21 protein-coding genes, 8 tRNA genes, 1 pseudogene, 1 riboswitch and 1 other annotated feature are annotated in these 23,932 nt (G+C 54.2%); of the genes and pseudogenes, 7 read left to right on the forward strand and 23 right to left on the reverse strand.

Annotation, left to right across the window (positions count from 1 at the left end):
* Positions 1-80 precede the first annotated feature (80 nt).
* The 4 genes from leuS to CCE92_RS00370 form a co-directional block, all read right to left on the reverse strand.
* On the reverse strand, positions 81-2,492 hold the full coding sequence (leuS, locus tag CCE92_RS00355; protein ID WP_088005560.1) for a leucine--tRNA ligase: 2,412 nt from the start codon (positions 2,490-2,492) through the stop codon (positions 81-83).
* 39 nt (positions 2,493-2,531) lie between these two features.
* Positions 2,532-2,740, reverse strand: a binding site (T-box leader).
* A gap of 45 nt (positions 2,741-2,785) precedes the next feature.
* Positions 2,786-3,439 (reverse strand): 3-oxoacid CoA-transferase subunit B, encoded by a 654-nt coding sequence (locus tag CCE92_RS00360; RefSeq protein WP_088005561.1) that lies wholly within the window; start codon positions 3,437-3,439, stop codon positions 2,786-2,788.
* Between the two features lie 21 nt (positions 3,440-3,460).
* Entirely contained in the window at positions 3,461-4,153 is a 693-nt protein-coding gene (locus CCE92_RS00365) for a CoA transferase subunit A (RefSeq protein ID WP_088005562.1), read from the reverse strand.
* Between the two features lie 124 nt (positions 4,154-4,277).
* A complete protein-coding gene (locus tag CCE92_RS00370) occupies positions 4,278-5,462 on the reverse strand; it encodes an MDR family MFS transporter (RefSeq protein WP_088005563.1) in 1,185 nt (394 codons plus the stop codon).
* 142 nt (positions 5,463-5,604) lie between these two features.
* Here CCE92_RS00370 and mnmL point away from each other — a divergent pair, with 142 nt between their 5' ends.
* Positions 5,605-6,558, forward strand: coding sequence for a tRNA modification radical SAM protein MnmL/YtqA (mnmL, locus tag CCE92_RS00375; RefSeq protein ID WP_088005564.1), 954 nt, complete (start codon positions 5,605-5,607; stop codon positions 6,556-6,558).
* The gene (gene mnmM / locus CCE92_RS00380) at positions 6,555-7,112 is read left to right on the forward strand and encodes a tRNA 5-(aminomethyl)-2-thiouridylate-methyltransferase MnmM (protein ID WP_088005565.1); all 558 of its coding nucleotides are present in this window, start codon (positions 6,555-6,557) and stop codon (positions 7,110-7,112) included. The genes mnmL and mnmM overlap by 4 nt, the downstream gene beginning before the upstream one ends.
* Positions 7,113-7,119: 7 nt before the next feature.
* On the opposite strand, the gene CCE92_RS00385 is transcribed toward mnmM, so the two are convergent.
* Positions 7,120-8,127, reverse strand: coding sequence for an LLM class flavin-dependent oxidoreductase (locus CCE92_RS00385; RefSeq protein WP_088005566.1), 1,008 nt, complete (start codon positions 8,125-8,127; stop codon positions 7,120-7,122).
* Between the two features lie 225 nt (positions 8,128-8,352).
* On the opposite strand from CCE92_RS00385, the gene CCE92_RS00390 reads away from it, so the two are divergent.
* Positions 8,353-8,865, forward strand: a complete 513-nt coding sequence (locus tag CCE92_RS00390) for a gamma carbonic anhydrase (protein ID WP_088005567.1) — start codon at positions 8,353-8,355, stop codon at positions 8,863-8,865.
* 60 nt (positions 8,866-8,925) lie between these two features.
* Here CCE92_RS00390 and metK read toward each other — a convergent pair whose 3' ends face one another.
* Entirely contained in the window at positions 8,926-10,122 is a 1,197-nt protein-coding gene (gene metK, locus CCE92_RS00395; protein WP_088005568.1) for a methionine adenosyltransferase, read from the reverse strand.
* 226 nt (positions 10,123-10,348) lie between these two features.
* A riboswitch (SAM riboswitch) is annotated at positions 10,349-10,459 on the reverse strand.
* Positions 10,460-10,656: 197 nt separating this feature from the next.
* Between metK and pckA the strand changes: the two are divergent.
* Positions 10,657-12,244: pseudogene (pckA, locus tag CCE92_RS00400) on the forward strand (phosphoenolpyruvate carboxykinase (ATP)).
* 5 nt (positions 12,245-12,249) lie between these two features.
* Here the strand turns inward: pckA and CCE92_RS16280 are convergent.
* Together CCE92_RS16280 and CCE92_RS00410 are read right to left on the reverse strand one after the other, a co-directional pair.
* Positions 12,250-12,723 (reverse strand): NUDIX domain-containing protein, encoded by a 474-nt coding sequence (locus tag CCE92_RS16280; protein WP_088005569.1) that lies wholly within the window; start codon positions 12,721-12,723, stop codon positions 12,250-12,252.
* Between the two features lie 62 nt (positions 12,724-12,785).
* Entirely contained in the window at positions 12,786-13,235 is a 450-nt protein-coding gene (locus tag CCE92_RS00410) for a Dps family protein (RefSeq protein WP_088005570.1), read from the reverse strand.
* A 91-nt stretch (positions 13,236-13,326) separates the two neighbouring features.
* Between CCE92_RS00410 and yidD the strand changes: the two genes are divergently transcribed.
* The gene (gene yidD, locus CCE92_RS00415) at positions 13,327-13,557 is read left to right on the forward strand and encodes a membrane protein insertion efficiency factor YidD (protein ID WP_088005571.1); all 231 of its coding nucleotides are present in this window, start codon (positions 13,327-13,329) and stop codon (positions 13,555-13,557) included.
* Between the two features lie 90 nt (positions 13,558-13,647).
* Positions 13,648-14,595: a metal ABC transporter substrate-binding protein gene (locus tag CCE92_RS00420; RefSeq protein WP_088005572.1), complete on the forward strand. Its 948-nt coding sequence runs from the start codon at positions 13,648-13,650 to the stop codon at positions 14,593-14,595.
* Between the two features lie 62 nt (positions 14,596-14,657).
* On the opposite strand, the gene menC is transcribed toward CCE92_RS00420, so the two are convergent.
* From menC to CCE92_RS00450, 7 genes are all read right to left on the reverse strand, one after another.
* The gene (gene menC / locus CCE92_RS00425; protein WP_088005573.1) at positions 14,658-15,719 is read right to left on the reverse strand and encodes an o-succinylbenzoate synthase; all 1,062 of its coding nucleotides are present in this window, start codon (positions 15,717-15,719) and stop codon (positions 14,658-14,660) included.
* Positions 15,710-17,119, reverse strand: a complete 1,410-nt coding sequence (locus CCE92_RS00430; protein ID WP_088005574.1) for an o-succinylbenzoate--CoA ligase — start codon at positions 17,117-17,119, stop codon at positions 15,710-15,712. Before CCE92_RS00430 ends, menC begins: the two co-directional genes overlap by 10 nt.
* Before the next feature lie 61 nt (positions 17,120-17,180).
* The gene (menB, locus tag CCE92_RS00435) at positions 17,181-17,999 is read right to left on the reverse strand and encodes a 1,4-dihydroxy-2-naphthoyl-CoA synthase (protein WP_088005575.1); all 819 of its coding nucleotides are present in this window, start codon (positions 17,997-17,999) and stop codon (positions 17,181-17,183) included.
* 17 nt (positions 18,000-18,016) lie between these two features.
* Positions 18,017-18,817: a 2-succinyl-6-hydroxy-2,4-cyclohexadiene-1-carboxylate synthase gene (menH, locus tag CCE92_RS00440; RefSeq protein WP_088005576.1), complete on the reverse strand. Its 801-nt coding sequence runs from the start codon at positions 18,815-18,817 to the stop codon at positions 18,017-18,019.
* Complete coding sequence (gene menD / locus CCE92_RS00445) at positions 18,811-19,983, reverse strand: 2-succinyl-5-enolpyruvyl-6-hydroxy-3-cyclohexene-1-carboxylate synthase (protein WP_241535802.1); 1,173 nt, start codon at positions 19,981-19,983, stop codon at positions 18,811-18,813. The genes menH and menD overlap by 7 nt, the downstream gene beginning before the upstream one ends.
* A 23-nt stretch (positions 19,984-20,006) precedes the next feature.
* Positions 20,007-20,513: a thiamine pyrophosphate-binding protein gene (locus CCE92_RS16155; protein ID WP_241535803.1), complete on the reverse strand. Its 507-nt coding sequence runs from the start codon at positions 20,511-20,513 to the stop codon at positions 20,007-20,009.
* Positions 20,500-21,885 (reverse strand): isochorismate synthase, encoded by a 1,386-nt coding sequence (locus CCE92_RS00450; protein WP_088005577.1) that lies wholly within the window; start codon positions 21,883-21,885, stop codon positions 20,500-20,502. The genes CCE92_RS16155 and CCE92_RS00450 overlap by 14 nt, the downstream gene beginning before the upstream one ends.
* A gap of 169 nt (positions 21,886-22,054) precedes the next feature.
* Here CCE92_RS00450 and CCE92_RS00455 point away from each other — a divergent pair, with 169 nt between their 5' ends.
* Positions 22,055-22,966: a 1,4-dihydroxy-2-naphthoate polyprenyltransferase gene (locus tag CCE92_RS00455; RefSeq protein WP_088005578.1), complete on the forward strand. Its 912-nt coding sequence runs from the start codon at positions 22,055-22,057 to the stop codon at positions 22,964-22,966.
* A 108-nt stretch (positions 22,967-23,074) separates the two neighbouring features.
* Here CCE92_RS00455 and CCE92_RS00460 read toward each other — a convergent pair.
* The 8 genes from CCE92_RS00460 to CCE92_RS00495 form a co-directional block, all read right to left on the reverse strand.
* Positions 23,075-23,146 (reverse strand) — tRNA-Glu (locus CCE92_RS00460).
* A gap of 4 nt (positions 23,147-23,150) precedes the next feature.
* Positions 23,151-23,242, reverse strand: a tRNA-Ser gene (locus tag CCE92_RS00465).
* Between the two features lie 3 nt (positions 23,243-23,245).
* Positions 23,246-23,320 (reverse strand) — tRNA-Asn (locus CCE92_RS00470).
* Between the two features lies 1 nt (position 23,321).
* A tRNA-Ile gene (locus CCE92_RS00475) sits at positions 23,322-23,398 on the reverse strand.
* A gap of 2 nt (positions 23,399-23,400) precedes the next feature.
* Positions 23,401-23,474: transfer RNA gene (locus tag CCE92_RS00480), tRNA-Gly, on the reverse strand.
* A 7-nt stretch (positions 23,475-23,481) separates the two neighbouring features.
* Positions 23,482-23,557, reverse strand: a tRNA-Phe gene (locus CCE92_RS00485).
* 21 nt (positions 23,558-23,578) lie between these two features.
* A tRNA-Asp gene (locus CCE92_RS00490) sits at positions 23,579-23,654 on the reverse strand.
* A 4-nt stretch (positions 23,655-23,658) separates the two neighbouring features.
* Positions 23,659-23,735, reverse strand: a tRNA-Met gene (locus tag CCE92_RS00495).
* Between the last annotated feature and the right edge of the window lie 197 nt (positions 23,736-23,932).

The following is a 23,932-nucleotide window of genomic DNA, read 5'->3' on the forward strand; positions in this document are numbered from 1 at the left end:
GAGAATAACGGCATCCTTTTCGAGAATAACCCCACGAATAAAACGAGGACCGGCACATCGCCCGGTCCTCGTTTTCCATTTCACCCTACCACTATATTGACAAGTTTCCCGGGCACAGCGATCACTTTGCGCACTTTTTTGCCCGCCATCGCTTTTTCGACAGCTTCGTCTGCGAGCGCCGCCTGCTCCAGGTCTTCTTTCGTGCTCGTCTTCGCTACCATGAGTTTCGTTTTGATTTTGCCATTCAGCTGAACGACGATTTCCACTTCATCCTCCGTCAGCTTCGACTGATCGAACACCGGCCACTGCTCGTAGGTGATCGTGCCCTCATGGCCGAGCAGCATCCACAGTTCCTCTGCCAGGTGCGGCGCAATCGGCGACAGCATTTTCACGAAGCCTTCCGCATATTCCTTCGGCAGCACGTCCGCTTTATTCGCTTCATTGACGAATACCATGAGCTGCGAAATCGCCGTGTTGAAGCGCAAGCCCTCGATATCCTCCCCGACTTTCTTCACCGACTGATGGTACACTTTCTCCAGTTCTCCGTCGTTTTCTTCCTTGATTTTCGCGCTCAAGTCTCCTTCATCCGTAAACAGCCGCCAGACGCGGTCGAGGAAACGGCGCGCGCCGTCCAGGCCGTTCGTCGACCAGGCGACGGATGCTTCCAGCGGCCCCATGAACATTTCATACAGCCGGAGCGTATCCGCACCGTGGCTTTCGATGATTTCATCCGGGTTGACGACGTTGCCTTTCGACTTCGACATTTTCTCATTGTTCTCACCGAGAATCATGCCTTGATTGAACAGCTGCTGGAACGGTTCTTTCGTCGAGACAGCCCCGATATCGTACAGCACTTTATGCCAGAACCGTGCATACAATAAATGAAGGACCGCGTGCTCCGCGCCGCCGATGTAGATGTCGACCGGCAGCCAGCGCTTCAGCAGTTCCGGATCGGCCAGCATTTCATCATTGTGCGGATCGATATAGCGCAAGTAGTACCAGCAGCTGCCTGCCCACTGCGGCATCGTGTTCGTCTCCCGGCGCCCCTTCATGCCGGTTTCGGGATCCGTCACATTGACCCATTCGTCGATGTTCGCAAGCGGTGATTCACCGGTGCCGCTCGGCTTGATGTCTTTCGTCTTCGGCAGCATGAGCGGCAGTTCCGCTTCATCGACCGGTGTCATCGTGCCGTCTTCCCAGTGGATAATCGGAATCGGCTCCCCCCAGTAGCGCTGGCGGCTGAACAGCCAGTCGCGCAGTCGGTAGGTGATTTTGCGTTCGCCCGAGCCGTGCTCTTCCAGCCAGCTGATCGCTTTGTCGATCGCCTGTTCTTTATTCAACCCGTTCAGGAAATCCGAATTGATCAGTTCACCGTCACCTGCATACGCTTCTTCATCGATGTTGCCGCCGGAGACGACTTCCTTGATCGGCAGATCGAACTGTTTCGCAAACTCATAGTCACGCTCGTCATGCGCCGGCACGGCCATGATGGCGCCCGTCCCGTATGAAGCGAGCACGTAGTCGGCGATCCAGATCGGCATTTTCTCGCCGCTCACAGGATTGACGGCGTAGGCGCCTGTGAACACACCGGTTTTATTTTTCGCGAGGTCCGTCCGCTCCAAATCGCTTTTCGTGTTCACTTCCTGGATGTACGCCTCGACCGCCGACCGCTGTTCATCGGAAGTGATTTGCGGAACGAGTTTATGTTCAGGAGCAAACACCGCATATGTGGCACCGAAAATCGTATCCGGCCGCGTCGTGAACGCACGGAATGAGTTATCCGTCCCGTCGATCGGGAAGGTGATTTCCGCCCCTTCCGACTTGCCGATCCAGTTGCGCTGCATGTCCTTCAGGCTGTCCGGCCAGTCGAGTCCGTCCAAATCTTCCAGCAGCCGGTCGGCGTATTCAGTGATCCGCAGCACCCATTGGCGCATCGGTCGCCGCTCGACCGGATGGCCGCCGCGTTCCGACTTGCCGTCGATGACTTCCTCATTGGCCAGCACTGTGCCGAGCGCCGGGCACCAGTTGACCGCCACTTCATCGACATAGGCGAGCCCTTTTTTATACAGCTGGATGAAAATCCACTGCGTCCATTTATAGTAAGCGGGGTCGGTCGTGTTGATTTCCCGATCCCAATCATACGAAAAGCCGAGCTCTTTGATCTGCCGCTTGAATGTCGCGATGTTTTGCGCCGTGAATTCCGCCGGGTCATTCCCGGTATCCAGCGCGTACTGCTCCGCAGGCAGGCCGAACGCGTCCCACCCCATCGGGTGAAGGACGTTGAACCCTTGCATCCGCTTATAGCGGCTCACGATATCCGTCGCCGTGTAGCCTTCCGGGTGCCCGACATGGAGTCCTGCCCCTGACGGGTACGGAAACATATCCAGCGCATAAAACTTCGGCTTGTCCGGCTCGTTCTCCATTTTGAATGTTTTGTTCTGTTCCCAGAACGCCTGCCACTTTTTCTCAATCTTCTTGTGCTCAAACGACATGTCCATTCCTCCTCAAAATAAAAACTTCCGTCCCTCAATGTAAGGGACGGAAGTCATTCCGCGGTACCACCCAAATTGACGCACCTGCGCCCAACTTGATTCCTTAACGCGGAAAACGGTGTACGTTACTGTAAATTCACATACACGGACTCCTAGGCGAGTTCGAACGCTTCATCCGCCGGCTTGCACCGTCCGCCGGCTCTCTTGGGGAATGAATGCGGTCTACTGGTCCTGTTCACAGTCCGATTCGATTTGAATTCATTGTAGCGTTTCTCCTAACGGGTTGCAAGCGCTCACGAAACTTTGACGCGGTCCGTATTCAGCGGCGCTTCAGTCGAATTCACTACGTCTTCGACCGTAAACCCTTCAAACACTTCACTCAGCACGAGGCCGGACTCCGTCACGTCGATGACCGCACGCTCCGTGATGATCTTGTCGACGACCCCTTTGCCTGTCAGCGGCAGACTGCAGGTGTTCTTAATCTTAGGCGACCCGTCCTTGGAGACATGCTCCATGATGACGATGACTTTCTTCGCGCCGTGCACAAGGTCCATCGCGCCGCCCATCCCTTTGATCATCTTGCCTGGGATCATCCAGTTCGCGAGGTCGCCGTCCTTCGACACTTCCATCCCGCCGAGGATCGCGACATCGATGTGGCCGCCCCGGATCATCGCGAATGATTCCGCGCTTGTGAAAAACGCGGCCCCCGGAATCGCCGTGACGGTCTCTTTGCCGGCATTGATCAGATCGGGATCCACCTCTTCTTCCGAAGGGTACGGCCCGATGCCGAGAAGACCATTCTCCGACTGAAGGACGACTTGTTTATTGTCTGAAATGTAGTTCGCCACAAGCGTCGGCATCCCGATGCCGAGATTCACGTAATCGCCGTCGTTGATTTCCTTTTCCGCACGCCGCGCAATGCGTTCGCGCACTTGTTTCTTATCCATTTCCAGTCACCTTCCCTTCCGTCAGCTTCCGCTTGTCGTCAGCCGTTCGATTCGTTTTTCCTGCTCCGCCTGAATCAGCCCCTGCACGTAAATGCCTGGCGTATGTATATGATTCGGGTCGAGCTCGCCCGTCTCGACGATTTCCTCCGCTTCCGCAATGGTCACGCGAGCCGCAGCCGCCGCGAGCGGATTGAAATTCTGCGCCGTCTTATTATAGACGAGGTTCCCCATTTTATCCGCTTTCGCCGCCCGCACAAGCGCGAAATCCGCCCGGAGCGATTCCTCAAGCACGTATTCCTTGCCGTCGAACTTCCGGATTTCCTTCCCTTCCGCGATCGGTGTGCCGACACCAGCCGGAGTGAAGAATGCCGGAATACCCGCGCCGCCCGCGCGCATTTTCTCAGCGAGTGTCCCTTGCGGCGTCAGCTCGACTTCGAGTTCCCCCGACAGCACCTGCCGTTCGAATTCCTTGTTCTCGCCGACGTATGAGCCGATCATTTTCTTGATCTGCTTTTTCTGGAGCAAAAGTCCGAGCCCCCATTCATCCACGCCGCAGTTGTTCGAAATGACAGTCAAGTCCTTCACGCCTTTTTCGACGAGCGCGAGAATGAGCTGTTCGGGGATGCCGACGAGCCCGAAACCGCCGACCATGAGCGTAGCGCCGTCCTGGATCCCTTCGACCGCTTCGCGGGCCGAATTATAGATCGGTTTCATCACCATACCTCCTTTATGGAATCAACCAAAATTATGCAAACGCTTTCCTTTTCATTATAGTCAGAACTCTTTAAAAAACGCAACGCCCGCACAGCAGGAAGCCATGCGGACGTTCAAGGGTTTATTATACCGTTTCCGCCTTGCCGATTTCCGGTTTGAGCGGCCGGTCGTAGACGAGCGATGAGAAGATCGCGAAGATGAGCAGGACCGTGAGCAGGATGAACAGCGCCTGCATGCTGTACAGATCGACCATGATTCCGCCGAACAGCGGGCCGACCATGCGGCCGACAGTTGCGGTCGAGTTGACGATGCCCTGGTAGAACCCTTCCCGCCCTTTCGGCGCCAGCTGGCTCGCAACGGCCGGCACCGCCGGCCACACGAACATTTCGCCGATCGTCAGCACCGCCATTGCGACCGCGAACATGGCGAACTGCTCCGCGAAGCCGACGACGAGGAACGACGACATCATAATGACGATTCCGGTGACGAGCTGTGCTTTGATGTTGTTTTCCATCCGGCTGACGAACGGCTTGATGAACGGCTGGCCGAGGACGATGAGCGCGCCGTTCAGCGACCACAGCAGGCTGTACTGCTTCAGCGAAATACCGATTTCCTGCGTGTATGCCGAAATCGTCGACTGCCACTGCACGTAGCCGACCCAGCACAGCAAATAGCCCGCCAGCAGAATGAGCAGTGCGTAAAACGGCTTGAAGTTCCGGATTTTCTTGCTTTCATTCAACAATGTTGTATGGGCGGCCGCATCGATGCTCATTGATTTAAAACCGAAGAGGGCAATAAAAAAGAAGAGAATGTACGTGCCGAGATTCGCCATGAAAATATAGTCGAAACTTGCCGCCGCCAGGAATCCCGCGAGCGCCGGTCCGACAGCGACACCGACATTCTGGGCCAAATAAATCGCATTGAACGCTTTCCGCCCGCCTTCCGGCCAGACAGTGCCCACCATGGCATACATGCTCGGGAATACGATGCCCCCGCTGAATCCCATAATGATCAGAAAAACCGTGTATGGCCAAAACGTATGCCAGACCGTCAAGCCGGTCAGCGCGACGAGCGTAATGATGATTCCAGCCATAATGGATTTATAGCCGCCGATCCGGTCAAACAGCACACCGCCCAGCAGATTGCCGACAATGGCGGCCCCGGCATTCGCCATCAGCACGAGTCCGGCCGCCGACAGCGAGACTCCCAGGTGATCATGCATATAAATCGTATTCAGCGGCCATAAAAACGAATTTCCGGTGACATTGACGAACATTCCGATGATTAACAGCCAGACGCGCTTCGGCAAGTTGATTCCTCCAGTAAATAATTTCCTCCCGTATTGTAGTCCTTTTCCTTCTCCCCGGCAAGCAATTATTTTGAGTGCCGAATTTTCTGTTTCCGGCCCACCGTCCATGCTACAATGACCGTGTTAAGGAGTGATTGAACCAATGGAAAATCCTTTCCCCTTTCCATCCGACGGAAAACGGTATTATACATGGAACCGCTACTTGCGGAATGAATTCGGGCATAAAGTGATGAAACTCGCCCTCGACGCCGGTTTCGACTGCCCGAACCGCGACGGCACTGTCGCGCACGGCGGCTGTACGTTCTGCAGCGTCGCCGGCTCCGGCGACTTTGCCGGCGACCGGGCGGAACCGATCGGCGCCCAGATCCGCGAACAGAAAGAAAAGATGCACAAAAAATGGAAAGACGCCAAATACATGGCGTACTTCCAGGCGTATACGAACACACATGCCCCGCTTCCGGTGCTGAAAGAAAAGTTCGAAGCGGCACTTGCTGAACCGGGGGTGATCGGTCTGTCGATCGCAACACGTCCCGACTGCCTGCCGGACGACGTCGTTGAGTACTTGGCGGAACTGAACAGCCGGACCCACCTGTGGGTGGAACTCGGCCTGCAGACCGTGCATGAAAAAACGGCGCAGCTCGTCAACCGCGCGCATGATTACCGGACGTATACGGAAGGTGTCAGCAAACTGCGTGCAAAAGGAATCCGCGTCTGCACGCACATCATCAACGGTCTGCCGCTTGAAGACCGGGACATGATGATGGAGACGGCCCGTGAAGTGGCAAAACTCGATGTGCAGGCAATCAAAATCCATTTGCTTCATTTATTGAAAGGCACCCCGATGGTGAAGCAGTACGAGAAAGGGCTTGTCGAATTCCTCGGAAAAGACGACTACATCCGGCTCGTCTGCGATCAGCTGGAAGTGCTGCCCCCGTCGATGGTCGTGCAGCGGATCACGGGCGACGGACCGATCGGCCTCATGATCGGGCCGATGTGGAGCGCGAACAAGTGGGACGTTTTGAACGGCATCGACCGGGAACTGACTGCGCGCGGCAGTTTCCAGGGCAAATTCTTTACGAGCGGGGTATCCGTATGACGCTCCAGCGGGTCCTCCCTTTTTCCAAAGAGCTGCTGAAGCAGGTGGTGGCGCCCGGCGACCTCGTCATCGACGCCACCGCCGGCAACGGGTACGACACACTATTTCTCGCGGAACTTGTCGGCCCCTCCGGGCGTGTCGTCGCGTTCGACATCCAGGAAGCGGCCATCGAATCGACGCGCCAGCGGGTGAAGGACCACAGCCACGTCGAGCTCGTCCTCGGCAGCCACAGCGAACTCGACCGCTTTGCCGACCGGCCGGCATCCGCTGTCGTCTTCAATCTCGGCTACTTGCCGAAAGGAGACCACAGCATCATCACGAAGCCGGACAGCACGCTCGAAGCGATTACGAAAAGCCTCGATATCCTAAAGGAGGGTGGCCTCGTCCTTCTCGCCATCTACTACGGTCACGAAGGCGGAGCGGAAGAGCGGGATGCCGTGCTGTCATTCGTCAGCGGTCTGCCTCAAAAAAAGTACGACGTGCTGCGATATGGATTTATCAATCAGCAGAATTCCCCGCCGTTTTTGATTGCCATTGAAAAAAAGCGTTCGTGAGCAGGACTCACGAGCGCTTTTTCATCTCTTCAGCGATCAATCGGAACGATTCCAGCTTATCCTGAAAATCATGCGTAATCGTCACCAGCATCACTTCTTCCGCCCCATGGGCCGCAGCGAGCTCTTCAAGACCATCCGCCACTTGCTGCGGCGTCCCTACAATCATGCGCTTCCGGTTTTCTTCAATGGCTTCCCGTTCAAACTTGGAATACGGGTACCGTCTGGCTTCCTCAGGATGCGGCGTCCCGTCAGACGGTTTCCCCTGTGCGAATAAAACAAGTGACAAATCCTGTGAAGACGCGGCGTATTCCGCCTGTTCTTCCGTCTCCTGACAGATAGTGAAGACAGCGACACTATTCCGGGGCCGGCTTCCATGATGGGACTTGAAACGCTCCCGGTACGCGCGGGCCGCCCGAGTGTCCCCTTCTGCATTGATGAATTTTGCATACATATAAGGAAGTCCTTTTTCAGCTGCAAGAAGCGCCGAATTCACGCTTGATCCGAGCATCCAGACCGGCGGCGCGGATTCCGTCACAGGCGTCGCTTTCATGCCGTAATACGGATGCTCTTCCGGGAGGGCATCATGTAAATACATCAAGAGGTCATCCACTTGCTCCGGAAATTTACTGGCATCCCGGGGTTTTCCGTCATTGAGCGCATAAGACGCGCGCGGCATGCCGCCGGGTGCCCGCCCGACACCGACATCGATCCGCCCCGGATACAGTGCTTCGAGCAATTTGAAATTCTCCGCCACTTTGTAGGCAGCGTAATGCGGCAGCATGACACCTCCCGATCCTAAACGGATTTTGTTTGTCACCGCCCCCAAGTGTGAAATGAGGATTTCCGGTGATGATCCCGCGAGCGTCGGCGCATCATGATGCTCGGATACCCAAAATCGTTTATATCCCCATGCTTCTGCATGACGGGCCAGTTCCGCTGTCTGTTTCAGTGCTTCTTCCGGTGTACTGTTTTGGGATATCGGCGATTGATCCAGAATGCTTAACTGAATTGACATCAAAATTCCTCCTCGCATGGCCGCATTTCGACTCTGCAGCACGCTATTTCGACTCTGCAACCACCTATTTCGACTCTGCAGCGCCGCATTTCGACTCTGCAACACAACATTTCGACTCTGCAGAAAAATGACCGGCAGCACCCAGACTTCCGAACCCGAACAGAATATTCTCCGCCACTTATGGTACGATGATTTTATCCTATACCTATCCAATGGAGGTTTACCATGATCTACCCTTATCGCGGCAAAGAACCGAACATCGACCCATCCGTTTTCCTGGCCGACCACACGACCGTCTCCGGGGACGTTACGATCGGCCCCGAATCCACTATCTGGTTCAACACCGTCATCCGCGGCGATGTCGCCCCAACGGTCATCGGCCGCAAAGTGAACGTGCAGGATCTGTGCTGCCTGCATCAGAGCCCCGACAATCCGCTTGTCTTAGAAGATGAAGTGACAGTCGGTCATCAAGTGACACTCCACAGCTGCATCATCCGAAAAAATGCGCTGATCGGCATGGGCTCCATCATCCTCGATGGCGCGGAAATCGGAGAAGGCGCATTTATCGGCGCCGGCAGTCTTGTACCGCCAGGCAAAAAAATCCCGCCCGGTGTCTTAGCGCTCGGCCGTCCGGCAAAAGTCGTCCGTGAACTAACGGATGCCGACAAAAAAGACATGGAACGAATCACCCGGGAATATGCTGAAAAAGGCGCTTACTACAAATCCCTTCAGAAATAAATAGCAGAAACAAAATACAGCCCGGCAAGCGCATCGCTCGCCGGGCTGTCATTTGTTCAATTACGCATTCGCCTGTTCTTTAAGCATATCCGCTTTATCTGTCCGCTCCCACGGCAGATCGATATCCGTACGTCCGAAATGGCCGTACGCCGCTGTCTGTTTGTAGATCGGACGGCGGAGATCGAGCATCTTGATGATGCCTGCCGGACGGAGATCGAAATTATTCCGAACCAGCTCGATCAGCTTGTCTTCATCCACTTTCCCCGTGCCGAATGTATCTATGGCAATTGAAACCGGCTGTGCTACACCGATGGCATAAGCCAGCTGGACTTCGCACTTATCCGCGAGTCCTGCAGCTACGATATTCTTCGCCACATAACGCGCTGCATAGGCCGCCGAACGGTCTACTTTTGTCGGATCCTTACCGGAGAATGCCCCGCCGCCGTGGCGCGCATATCCCCCGTACGTATCGACGATGATTTTCCGTCCTGTCAGACCGGCATCGCCCTGCGGACCGCCGATGACGAATCGGCCGGTCGGATTGATAAAGTATTTCGTATCATCGTCCAGCCATTTTTCCGGCACCACTTCATTGATTACGTATTCTTTCAAGTTCCGTTCAATCTGTTCCGCCGTCACTTCAGGATGGTGCTGCGTCGAAATGACGATCGTATCCACACGGACCGGCTGGTCGTTCTCATCATACTCGACCGTCACTTGCGTCTTGCCATCCGGACGCAAATACGGAAGGATTTCTTCTTTACGCACTTCCGCGAGGCGGCGCGACAGCTGGTGAGCGAGTGAGATCGGCAGCGGCATCAGTTCCGGCGTTTCATTTACGGCGAATCCGAACATGAGGCCCTGGTCCCCTGCCCCGATCGCTTCCAGCTCATCTTCCGTCATGCTGCCTTCCCGCGCCTCCAGCGCAGTATCGACGCCTGCAGCGATATCCGCTGACTGCTCATCGATGGCCGTCAGCACGGCGCTTGTTTCCGAATCAAAGCCGTATTTCGCCCGCGTATAGCCGATATCGCGGACTGTGCTGCGCACGACTTTCGGGATGTCCACATAAGTGGATGTCGTGATTTCACCCGCCACGAGGACGAGGCCTGTTGTCACGGATGTTTCGCACGCTACACGCGCGTTTGGATCTTCTGCCAGGATCGCGTCCAGAATGGAATCCGAAATCTGATCACAGATTTTGTCCGGATGTCCTTCTGTTACGGACTCTGACGTGAATAACCGTCTGTTTGCCAAATCAATTCCTCCTAGAACCTGATGCGGCCGTTTATTCTTCCGCACCGTAATTTACAACCTGCACTGAAACTGAACCGGAACCCGCTTCCGTGTCGGACCGCCCGGGAGCCTGATCGGTTCTGACAGCTGAATATCAGCCTGCACATAGAGACCAGGAACATGCCAATAAAAAAATCCCTTCCTTTATTACTTCGAGGAAAGGATGATTCGTCCGGTTCGCCTTTCACTCTTATCGACCAAGGCCGTATCACCTTGCCTCAGGTTTGGCACCTTCGCCTCAGCAGCCAGGTTGCCGGGTTTCGCAGGGCCTGTCCCCTCCACCAGCTCGGAATAAGAGTATCCGTTCAATTTTTCATCATACGGAAACGGTGATTCGATGTCAACGGATTTCTATCTCGTCGAGGGGAATTATTACATTTATGTTTCCGCTGGTCATTAGTATAGACTAATTACTATAATGTGTTATACTAATTCCGTAAATAACACCCGCCCTACCCGGCCCGGGAATACTAGAAAAGGAAGGTAGCTACTATTATGGTATCTGTGAACCGCCCGACTGAACTCAATGATCTTTTAAATGGTCAGAATGTGCATATGCAGCTTTCTGTACCCGAACTCGTCGAACAGGCGACGCGCCGCGGTGAAGCGATCTTGACAGCTGAAGGGGCGCTGCGTGCTGAAACCGGCAAGTATACGGGCCGATCCCCTAAAGATAAATTCATCGTTGAAGAACCTTCGACGAAGGATCGGATTGACTGGGGGAATGTCAACCGGCCCATTTCACCTGAGAAATTCGAGGCGCTCCTCGAAAAGGTGACCGAGCATCTGAAACGGCAGGATGCCTTATACGTCTTCAAAGGTTTTGCGGGAGCGGATCCGGAATCCCGGCTGCCGATCCAGACCATCAACGAGTTCGCCTGGCATAATCTGTTCGCTCACCAGCTGTTCATCCGCCCTTCGGCTGAAGAGCTGGAAGCGCATGAAGCGGGCTTCACAGTCATTGCCGCTCCGACATTCAAAGCGGATCCGGAAACGGACGGAACTGAATCGGAAACGTTCATCCTTGTTTCATTCGAAAAACGGATCGTCCTGATCGGCGGCACTGAATACGCCGGGGAAATGAAAAATCGATTTTTCCGTCATGAATTTCCTGCTGCCCGAACAGGGGATCCTCCCGATGCACTGTTCAGCCAACGTCGGGAAAGACGGCGATGTCGCCTTGTTCTTCGGCCTTTCAGGCACCGGTAAAACGACGCTGTCAGCGGACGCAGACCGCCAGCTGATCGGCGATGATGAACACGGCTGGTCCGACAACGGCGTCTTCAATATGGAAGGCGGCTGCTATGCGAAGACCATCAATCTCTCCAAAGAGAATGAACCGCAGATCTACAATGCCATCCGCTTCGGCTCTGTTCTCGAGAACGTGGTCGTCGACCCTGTCACACGCATCCCGGATTATGATGACGGCACGCTGACAGAGAACACCCGGGCGGCGTATCCGCTCCAGGCAATCGACAATATCGTCGAGCCATCGGTCGGCGGACATCCGAAAGCCATCGTTTTCCTGACAGCTGACGCGTTCGGCGTACTGCCGCCGATCTCAAAGCTGACGAAAGAACAGGCGATGTACCATTTCCTCAGCGGCTACACATCGAAGCTTGCCGGTACAGAACGCGGGATCACTTCTCCGGAAACGACGTTCTCGACTTGCTTCGGATCACCGTTCCTGCCGCTCCATGCGACGGAATATGCGGAAATGCTCGGTAAAAAAATCGATGAGCACGAAGCGCAGGTTTATTTGGTCAACACCGGCTGGACAGGCGGCGTATACGGCACCGGCCAGCGGATGAAACTTTCATACACACGGCGCATGGTCCGGGCAGCGCTGAACGGCGAACTGGACGGAAAAGAGACGGAAACAGAAGCCGTATTCGGTCTCGAAATCCCGAAATCGGTGGATGGCGTCCCTTCTGAAGTGCTGAATCCGCGCCATGCTTGGGATGACAAAGAAGCGTATGATGTCAAAGCCCGTGAACTGGCGGAAGCATTCAATAAAAACTTCAAAAAGTTCGGGACCGTTTCAGCTGATATCAGCCAAAAAGGCGGCCCCGCAATCAACTAATCCATTCAAAAGCCTGGCCCTGCGCCAGGCTTTTTTAATTTGGCTTCCGCTGCCTTGATCAGTGCCTTCATTCCGTCGTCTTTCATCAGGAAACTGAACCGGTCATCCAGCGCTAGCGTTTCCAAGAACACCCGTCCATTCGTTTCCGAAGCCGGAACTTCTTCCAGCCGGTCCGCTTCCCCGTAAAAAGCCGCCTTCACGAACGGATCGCCGCCAAACACTGCGTACTCGCCGAGCCACTCCAGCCGCCCCATGACAGCACCCGTCTCTTCATATACTTCCCGGACCGCCGCTGCCTCAACAGATTCTCCGGCTTCCCGCTTGCCGCCGGGAAATTCCAGTCCGCGTAGCGGGTGTTCTGTCAGCAGCCAGTCCCCCCGGTAACGGGCCAGCACAATAACATGGCCGGTTCGATCATCCGGGCTTCTTTCAGTCAGCGACAGCCTGCAGTCATGGCCATTCAGATCTCTATACTGCAATGTATAATCCCTCCGCAAAAAAAGCGCATGCTGTCAGAGCAGCATGCGCCGGCTGATACTATTTATTCTACTTTCTCACCGAGGAATGCGGCAAGCATCCACTTATGTTTTTCGAGATTCTGATGAATTTCATTCAGCATATCCTGGGTCATGTCATCTCCGATTTCCCCGGAGATTTCACGCCCCCGCTTCAGCGACTGCATGATTGTCTCGAAGTCACTGATGACGGAATCGACCATTTCCTCCGCATTTTCCGTTTTCTTCGCTTCCTTGACGTCTGAAAGTTCCAGCTGCTCCTGCATCGTCGCTACTGGCTTGCCGCCAAGCGCGAGCAGGCGTTCCGCAATCTCATCAAGGTATTGGGAAGATTCATTATAGAGCTCCTCGAATTTCTCATGCAAGGTAAAGAACTGCTTGCCTTTCACGTACCAGTGGAAATTGTGGAGCTTCGTGTACATCACGGACCACATCGCCACTTGCTTGTTCAATTCCTGATTCAGTTCTGCTGACATTCCGGTCACTCTCCTTCAAAAGTCTGTCTGCTTTCCTTTTACCACTGCCTTCCTTACAATAAACATAACAACCCGACTGGAGTGACATACCGTGAAACGCTTTTTGACCGGCGGCATCCGCTTTTATCAGCGGTTTATTTCCCCGCTGACACCGCCCTCCTGCCGTTTTTATCCGACTTGCTCCCATTATGGCCTCGAAGCCGTCCAGCACCATGGCGCCATGAAAGGGACGTACCTTGCCGTCCGGCGCGTTCTCCGCTGCCATCCATTCCATAAAGGCGGTTTCGATCCCGTTCCCGAAGAATGGCCTCCGAAAAAATGATTCGGAGGTTTTTCTTGTGTTTTTTCGCACCCTCGTGTAAACTTCTGTTTGCGGAATAAAACGTAATGATTACTATTTACGAGGTGCTTTATGAAAAAAATGATTTTGGCGGCTGTGATCATGATCATGCTGGCCGCATGCAGCCAGGCTGGTGAAGCCGGTACTGAAGAAGCTGTAAACGAAGAATTGCAGATTTATACGACTGTTTATCCGTTGACCTATTTCACGGAACGGATCGGCGGTGAGCACGTGAACACTGAATCTGTCTATCCTGCAGGCGCAAACGAACATACCTTCGAACCGACACAGCAGGACATGATCGCCCTCGCTGAAGCGGATGCTGTTTTCCATATCGGACTCGGACTGGAAAGCTTCATTTCCGATGCCAAGCAGACGCTGACCGGCGAAGACGTGGAATTCATCGCGACGGGTGAATCGATTCCGGAAGAGGAGCTTCTGACTGCCGGACATGAGGAAGGCGAAAGCGAAGAAGAACATGCGGCGCATGAGCATGGAGAAGTGGATCCCCATGTCTGGATTTCCCCTGTCCTCAGCAAGTATCTGGTCCAGTCCATCCAGGAAACGCTTTCCTCAATGGATCCTGAGAATGCCGCCGAATACGAGAAGAATGCGGAAGAGCTGATCGCGGAACTGGAAGCTCTTGATTCTTCCTTTGCGGAACTTTCGGAAACCGCCGAAAGGGACACTTTCTTCGTCTCCCACGCCGCATTCGGCTATTTTGCAGAGACATATGGATGGGAACAAGTAGCCATCGCCGGGCTGAACAGCCAGAGCGAACCGTCTCAGCAAGAATTGACGAAAATCGTCGATATGGCAGAAGAGATGGGCACCGAGCATATCATCTTCGAACAGAACGTGTCATCGAACCTGACGGAAGTCGTCCAGCAGGAAATCGGTGCGGAAGCGCTCCAAATGCACAATTTGAGCGTGCTGACCGAGGAAGACATCGCTGCCGGCGAAACCTACTTCACGCTCATGGAACAGAACCTGGAAACACTTCGGACAGCTCTGAATTAAAAGTGCAGAAATAATCCCAATGAAAAAACGGCCCATACGGCCGTTTTTTTGTGTGCAGGGGATCAAAAATCCACCTGGAATCCGATGCCCGGCTGATCGGGCAGTGTAATCTGTCCGCCTGCCACACCGATTCCAGGTCTCACAATATCTTCTTCCCAGTAGTGGGAAGAAGCGGAAAAATCGCCCGGCAAGTCGATTCCTGGCAGAGAAGCCAGTGCCAGATTATGCGCTTTCGATACACCGAAGTCGATCATTCCGCCTACCCACATCCGGATTCCGGCTTTCCGGAAAAGCTGATAAACTTCGAGCGTTTCCTGCCACCCGCCGAGCCGGCCCATTTTTAGGACCGCCGCACTGCCTGCCCCTTCCTGGAGCATTCGCCTCGCGGCATGCCGGCTCGTCAGGCTTTCATCCAGGCAGATCGGCGTGCGGAATTCCGCTGAGGATTTTGCATGGAGCGCCCATTCTTCTTCACCGAAAGGCTGTTCAATAAGAGTAAACCCGCATTGATCGAACCGCTTAAGCTCCTCATAGGTGTCAGCGGAAAACGCCCCGTTCGCATCCGCAAAAAAAAGCATCTCCGGAAATTCCGATCGGATCCGGGCGAGTTCAACGGGATCAGATGCGGTACATATTTTCAGTTTAACCCGCTTATATCCCTCCGATGACGCTTGCCCGACGCGCTCGTGCAGTTCTCCTTCCCCTGCGGCGACAACTGTTCCGGCCGGCACCTGTGCTTGGACTCCCCCTACATATTTCCAGAGCGGGACACCGCTTTTTTTCGCAAATAAATCCCAGACGGCTGTTTCGACGGCCGCCTTCGCCATCCGGTTCCCTTTGACAGAAGCCATCTTTCGTGACACTTCCGCGGGATGACTGAACGTTTTGCCATTCAGTATAGGAACGAGCACTTCATTCAAGACGAACCGGCAGCTGCTGACCGTTTCCTCCGTATACCACGGAGTGGAAAATGCTGTGCACTCCCCGAAACCTGTCTGCTCGCCGCTCGCCACGGAGACGATGAGCGATTCCCTTACCTTCACTTCCTGCAAATGTGTCCTGAAGGAGGTTTTCAGCGGCCGCGAAACATCTTGGATCCGGAAATCATCAAGTGTCAGATCCATTTCCTCAGCTCTCTTCTTAACAATTTGTTGGATGCATTGCGGGGAAGGGAATCGGTGAAAACGATTTTCTTCGGAATTTTATAAGGCGCCAGCTGCTTCTCACAGAAAGTCTCCACTTCTTCCGAAGAAAGCGCGTCAGCAACGATAAATGCAGCCGGAACTTCTCCCCACTCTCTATCCGGAATTCCGCACACCCCCGCTTCCAAGATTCGCGGGTGGCTCATCAGGACATTTTCGATTTCTGCGGGATAAATGTTTTCACCGCCGGATACAATCAAATCGGACCTTCTGTCGAGGACAAAAAGAAAACCGTCCTCATCGATCCAGCCAATATCGCCCGTTTTCAGGTAGCCGGCGTCTGTCGGATTTTTGTCACTGAACTTCCCGACATATCCGGGCGTCACATGCGGACCGCGGATCAGGATTTCATTATCTTCAGCCAATTTCACGTCATACAGAAACAGCGGTTTACCCGCAGAACCGGGTTTACGGGCGGCGTCTGCCATGGAGAGTGTAGTGGTCTGGGAAGCGGTTTCGGTCATTCCGTACGTCTGCAGAACCGGGATGCCAAATCGTTCCGCCCTTTCCAGATGGCTTGTTGCGATAGGTCCGCCCCCTGCAAGCATCACCCGGAATGCCGGCGATACCGTCCATCCTTTTTGATCGAGTTCATCCAAAATACGGGCAAGCGTCACGCCGACAACCGACATGTGAGTGACCGCACCGCTCGCCAGTTCTTCGGCCGCCTTCACTTCGTCGAATTTCTGATAAAGATGCACACCCGCGCCATAAATAAGCGACCGCATGAGAATCGAAAACCCGCTGATATGAAACAGCGGAACCATGCAGAGCCACTTGTCTTCCGGTGAAATTCCGATATTCAGGCTGGAAGCCATTGCACTTGAAAAATGGTTTTTGGCCGTCTGCTTCACGCCCTTTGGATAGCCGGTCGTGCCGGACGTGTACATGATGGAAATGACTTGATCATCAGTCCACATATTGCTAAAAGGAAAATCTGCCGCCTCCAGTTTTGTGATGTCACTGAACAGCCACTGCCGCGGGTGACTGATCCGGTCCTGCAAGGCGTCGTCCATCAGTACAGCTTCTACCTCCGCATCGTCCAGCTGATAGGCCAGTTCCTGTGCAGTCAGTCGCTCGTTCAGCATGACCATTTCACACCCGAGGTGCAGGCAGCCATAAATCATAAAGACAGCCTCTTCGCGGGATTTAGCCAAAATAGCGACACGGCTGCCCGCTTCCAGTCCGGCTGCCGCCATTTTGCCCGCGCGGTCTTTCGCGATACGGTCAAGTTCTCCGAATGTCCAGGTTTGCCCTTCGAACACAAGTCCGATCCGGCTGCCTGTGAGATCCGCCCTTTTCGTCAGCCAATTCGGGTACATAGTATCAAGCTCCTTCAAAAAAGACTGCCCGCCAGGCGGACAGTCTTTTGTATCATACTGATCAAGGGAAACGCGGAAACTGACCGAAGTCCGGTTTGCGTTTTTCCTTGAAGGCGTCGCGGCCTTCCTTCGCTTCATCTGTTGTGTAATAAAGCAGCGTTGCATCGCCAGCCATCTGCTGAAGTCCCGCGAGGCCGTCCGTATCAGCATTCATCGCCGCTTTGATAAAGCGGAGGGCTGTCGGACTCTTCTCCAGCATTTCTTCGCACCACTTCACCGTTTCTTCTTCGAGCTGGTCAAGCGGGACGACCGTGTTGACGAGGCCCATGTCGAGCGCTTCCTGTGCATTGTACTGCCGGCATAAGTACCAAATTTCACGCGCTTTTTTATGTCCGATGATGCGGGCAAGGTACCCTGAACCGTAACCGGCATCAAATGATCCCACTTTCGGTCCTGTCTGGCCGAAAATCGCATTATCTGCAGCGATCGTCAAGTCACAGACGACATGCAGCACATGTCCCCCGCCGATCGCATAGCCAGCCACCATCGCGACGACCGGCTTCGGCGTGACGCGGATTAAGCGCTGCAAGTCCAAAACGTTGAGGCGCGGAATTTCATCCTCTCCGACATATCCGCCATGTCCGCGGACCGATTGGTCGCCGCCTGAACAAAACGCTTTTTCGCCTTCCCCGGTCAGGACGATGACACCGATCTTCGAATCATCCCGTGCGTAAGAGACTGCATCGATCATTTCGGTCACCGTTCTCGGCGTGAATGCATTGCGCACTTCCGGCCGGTTGATCGTGATTTTCGCAATTCCATTGTACGTCTCATACTTGATGTCTTCATATGTACGTTCTTTTACCCATTCACGAGCCATATTGCCCCTCCTGTATCTCAAAGATTTAACTGCTTCTTTATTATTGTAGCAAACTCTGCCGGTTTTTCCACGTGAAGTGCGTGGCCGGCGTCCAGTTCCACGTGTCTGCCCGATTTCAAACACTGCATCATCCGTTTTGCGATACCGGAAAACTTCTCGTCTTTTATCCCGGTCAGAAGCAAAACAGGGAATGACAGACGTTCGAGGCAGCTCCAATAGGATGCTTGCGCTCCGGTCCCCATTCCGACCAGGCTTCCCGCTAACCCCTTTGGGTCCTGGCTGAGCCGCTCTTCCCGCACCGCCCGCCTGACAGCTGCCGGCAGCTCTTTTTGAGTCCGGAACATTGGTATTTGTTCCCAGAAACCGACGAACGAATAGATTCCCTCATCCATGATCCGTTCAGCGAGCCGGCTGTCTTGGAGCCGGCGTTCAGCCTGTTCTTCGTCAGAAATCAGACCAGGAGAAGCACTTTCCAAAACGAGCCGGCTAATGCTGTCCGGATATGTACATGCATACGCGAGTGCTGTCCTGCCGCCCATGGAATAACCGACAAGAACCGGCTGTTCCAGCCCCAACCGTTGGAACAGCTGATGTAGATCTGCCACTTGCCGGTCCATACTATATCTTTCAACGTCAGCCAGACTCTCTGTCTTTCCGTGCCCAAGAAGATCGACGAGGACCACTCTGCAATTCGGGAACCGGCTGATCAGGGGGTGCCATGTCCTCGTGCTGCCGGTGAATCCATGAAGGAACACCAGCGCTTTTTCCTGATCGTCATGGTAGGTCTCCACGTGGTAAACCACCCCATCGATCACCATCGCTCATCCAGCCTGCCATTGACTTTTCCCCATAATTTCCGATGCGTTTCAGTGTTGTGACGACGATTCGTAAACACTTCGATCAGTCGGACTGCCGCTGTTTTCTCCTTGCCGAGCGCAGCCATCAGTTCCTCTTTGGACTGGACAGCATCATATTGAGCGCCGTACATGGCCGCAGCGTCTTTGAACGATAAACCGGTCGGCGTGCCGAACAGCGCTTCATAGTGCCGTTCTTCACCGGATTGCGGCAAGTAAGAGAAAATTCCGCCGCCGTTATTGTTCATGATGACGATCGTGATATCAGACGGCTGAAGAGTCGCTGCGATCAGACCGTTCATATCATGGAGGAACGCGAGATCGCCGATGAGGAGAAGCGCCGGCCGGCGATTCGCCGCCTGTACGCCGAACGCAGTCGATACCACACCGTCGATCCCATTCGCTCCCCTGTTTGCGTAAATCCGGACATTCCGGGGGGCGGACCGGTAAAACGTGTCGGCATCCCGGATCGGCATGCTGCTGCTCAAAATCAGATCACATTCCGACGACTGTTCGAACAGCAAATGCGCAAGTGTTCCTTCATCCGTTTCTGTATCCGCATGTTCCCGGACAGCTTCCCAGTACAGCCGGTTCGCTTCGGACCATTGATTCGCGTAGTGACTCTCCTTCGTCCCACCGGATTCCAGCGTCCAGACAGCATCGCTTGCCGCCTGGATGTGATGAGTGACGGCGGATTGCGGATCCCGCATCATCGGGCTTTCATCCACTGCTACATACAAGGCAGGTTCCAAGGAGTTCAGCCAAAGTGCCAGTGCCTTTGATACTGGCTGCGGGCCGATACGGACGATGACATCTGGCTCCACGGCTTTCCTGAATCCGTCATGCTTCAGCAATGCATCATAAGAATCAACGATGAAGCGCTGCGCACTTTCCGGTGCTCCGCCTCTTATATTGGACAAGGGATCAGCAAGTACCGGCCACTGCAGCTGGCGGATGAACTCCCAAAACGAATCGGGCAAAATCCCTGCATGTTCTCCCAATATGAGGATTCCCCGTTCTTTATTGAAAATCTTCACCAAAAATTGCTGTGCTTCTTGAGACATCTCAGCAGTAAGCGGAAATGATGTGACCGCCAGGCCAGTACGATCCGGCGTTTCAAAATCGATCATCAGCGGCTCCCGGAATGGCACATTCAGATGGACCGGTCCCCGCGGGCAGTCATGGCCATACTGACCGCCCGGTACAGATGGCGGGTCAGGAAGCCGATGCGGTTCTCCTCTTCCGGCATCGGAAGATCAACTGCCCATTTTACTTGGCTGCCATATAATCCGATCTGGTTGATTGTCTGAGGCGCACCCACTTCACGAAGTTCATGCGGCCGATCGGCGGTTACAACGATGAGGGGAACCCTCGCCAGCTGCGCTTCCACAATAGCCGGAAAGTAGTTGGCGGCGGCTGTCCCCGATGTGCACAGCAGCATGACCGGTCTGCCAGATGCTTTAGCAAGACCGAGCGCAAAAAAACCTGCCGACCTTTCATCGATCTGGCGGTATACCGACAGGCGCTTTTCCTGCATGCATGCGTACGCAAGCGGTGTCGAACGGGAACCCGGACTGATGACGGCATCTTTGACACCATAGTCAGCCAGGCTTCCTATGAATTCAGTTACATACTCGGTCAATCCTTCACGATTCGTCACTCAGCTGTCCCCCCAAAGCTCTCAGCATCGGCCGGAATTTCACCCATGTTTCGGCGTATTCCGCTTCAGGATCGGAATCTGCCACAATACCGCCGCCCGCATATAAATAAGCTTCTTCTCCATCTATCAAGGCGGATCGGATTGCGACAGCGAATTCGCCGTTGCCCTGAGCGTCTATCCAGCCGACCGGTGATGCGTAGTAACCTCTGTCGGCCGGCTCATACTGCCGGATCAATTCCATCGCTGTTTCTCTCGGTTCTCCACCGAGGGCCGGCGTGGGATGGAGCTCCTTCACAAGATCAATGAGGGAAGCTTCCTCTAGCAATTCCCCTTTCACGGGAGTATAGAGGTGTTGGATATCCCGGATCTTCATCAGTTTCGGGACCGGCGGAATATCCGCTGTTTCACAATGCTTCCGGAAAACTGAAGAAATCATATTTACGACATACTCATGCTCAGAACGGTTTTTCGGATCGTTCAGCAATTCCCTTCCTAATGCGGCATCCTCCTCTGCAGTTTTTCCACGCGGGATGGAGCCTGCCAGACAAGCCGACAGCGCCTGCCGGTCCGAAACCTTCACGAGCCGTTCCGGGGTTGCACCGAAAAACAACTGTTCTCCGGACTCCATTCCGAACAGGAAGCTCCCCTGCTGCTGATTCGTGACGTTTCGCAGCACGGAAGCCTGCATTTCCCCGGTTTCATAACCGAGTTTCAGCATCCGGGCGAGGACGACCTTGTCCGCTTCTCCTCTCCGGATAGCGGAAGTGACAGCTTTCACGGATTCCATGTAGGCTTCCTTCTCGAGTTCCTGTCTGATAACAGGAGTCAGCGGAACAGCGCTTGCCGGCTCCGTCACCTGTGCTGCATGAATCAGCTCATCCCGTTCCACCCGGAGATTTTCAAAAGTTCTGTACGCTTCTGGCTCCTCGGTTATGAGGTGAATGCTGACGTAGGCGCTATCTTCACGGATAAGGAGCTGGAATTGAGGCACAGCGAAATAAGCCGGCGGAAAATTCCTCCAGACTGACTCTTTCCCGTTTTCCGGATCGAAGGAAAACCCTCCGAATAATATGGGCTGCACGTCAGGCTCTTCATTCACCAGCTGGCTGCACAATGCGCGCCAGTCTTCTTTGATCTGTCTGAACCTGTCGTCGGCAGCGGACGTCAGTACATGCGCATGGCCGAGTCCCGCGACTGTAAACGTCCCCTCCTTGTTCTGCCAGAACATCCGCTTTCCGCGGTAAGCCTTTCCTGCTTCATAGAAAGCCAGAGCCGACATGATCGGCACTTCGATTGTTTCTGTATAAAAACGCCGGACCTCTGTTATCCCGGCATCTGTCGGTTCCGCTGACGGATACGATCGTGGATTCATCGTGTCTCCTCCATTTTCAAACATTTCCGTATCTGCAATAGCCGCTTCAATTGCCGGCCCTGCTTTCTATCATACTCTTTTCATGGAAAATCGGCACACCATTTGCTGTTATTCAACCCATTTTGCAGTACAATAAAGGATGGAATTCATTTAAAGGAGCTTGACATCTATGACACATACCCTACAGGCGGACAGCGGCTGGCGGATCTGGTGGCAGCTGACCAGACCGCATACACTGACCGCGGCGTTCGCTCCAGTCTTTCTTGGCACGATGATCGCTCTTCAATACACGGGCATCGACTGGGCGCTCTTCCTCGCCATGCTCGCGGCGAGCCTCCTCATCCAGGCGGCAACCAATATGTTTAATGAATACTATGATTTCGCGAGAGGACTCGATAACGAGAAATCGGTTGGAATCGGAGGGGCCATTGTCCGGAATGGAGTCAAGCCGAAAACAGTCCTTCTGCTCGCTTTCACTCTCTATGGAATTGCTGCCCTCCTTGGAATTTATATTTGTGCCGAGACGAGCTGGTGGCTCGCCGGGGTCGGTCTCATCGCTATGGCGGTCGGTTATTTCTACACGGGAGGACCGTTCCCGATTGCCTACACACCGTTCGGCGAACTTTTTTCCGGCGTATTCATGGGTTTTCTCATTGTCATTATCGCCTTTTTCATCCAGACCGGCACCGTCACGCTGGAAGCTGCTCTTCTGGCAGTGCCGAGTACGCTGCTGGTGGCGGCGATCATGCTGACCAACAATATCCGGGATATTGAAGGAGATGCGGCGAGCGGGAGGAAAACACTGGCTATCCTGGTCGGACGCCCAAAAGCAGTCAACGTCCTCCTCGCGTTTTTTATCGGCGCGTATGGCTGGATTCTCGTGCTGGTCCTCACCGGCCTCATTACGCCATGGGCTCTCCTCGTGTTCCTCAGTGCAGCAAAACCGGCTGAAATCGTTATCCGCTATCGGATGTATACGGAACCGCTAAAAGTGATGCCGGCGATGAAAGCGACAGGAATCACCAATACAATTTTTGCTTTCCTGCTTGGCATCGGGCTTCTCATTAGTCATTTGATCTGAACAGCTTCCCCTTCCCCGGAAAGATCTTTCCGGGGAGGTTTTTTCATTCTATTTGCTGAAAACATAAAAAAGCGCAGTCCCTAATTAAAGGAACTGCGCTTTTCAGGATGACCCCTACGGGATTCGAACCCGTGTTACCGCCGTGAAAGGGCGGTGTCTTAACCGCTTGACCAAGGGGCCAGACTGGCGGAGAAGGAGGGATTTGAACCCTCGCGCCGGTATTACCGACCTACACCCTTAGCAGGGGCGCCTCTTCAGCCACTTGAGTACTTCCCCGTCTGGCTCCGAAGGTAGGATTCGAACCTACGACCGATCGGTTAACAGCCGATTGCTCTACCACTGAGCTACTTCGGAATGGTGGGCCTAAGTGGACTCGAACCACCGACCTCACGCTTATCAGGCGTGCGCTCTAACCAGCTGAGCTATAGGCCCGTTGGAGCGGGTGAAGGGAATCGAACCCTCATCATCAGCTTGGAAGGCTGAGGTTTTACCACTAAACTACACCCGCGGACAAATGGTGGCTCAGGACGGAATCGAACCGCCGACACAAGGATTTTCAGTCCTTTGCTCTACCGACTGAGCTACTGAGCCACATAGTATGTAAGATAAAAATGGCGGTCCTGACGGGAATCGAACCCGCGATCTCCTGCGTGACAGGCAGGCATGTTAACCGCTACACCACAGGACCGGATTGGTTGCGGGGGCAGGATTTGAACCTGCGACCTTTGGGTTATGAGCCCAACGAGCTACCGGACTGCTCCACCCCGCGATAATATTATGCAGTAGAAATTTGGTTCATCTACGCTTTCAGCATTGCAGTGATAGACACCTGCGTCGGTTTCACCGACTCGTTGTTAATCGCTGTCTTCGTACAGCGATTTGCTCCACCCCGCGACATTAATAGTAGTGATACTTTGTTTCATCTACGCATTCAGCATTGCAGTGATAGACACCTGCGCCGGTTTC

The organism is Indiicoccus explosivorum (assembly GCF_002167005.1).
GTDB lineage: Bacteria > Bacillota > Bacilli > Bacillales_A > Planococcaceae > Indiicoccus > Indiicoccus explosivorum.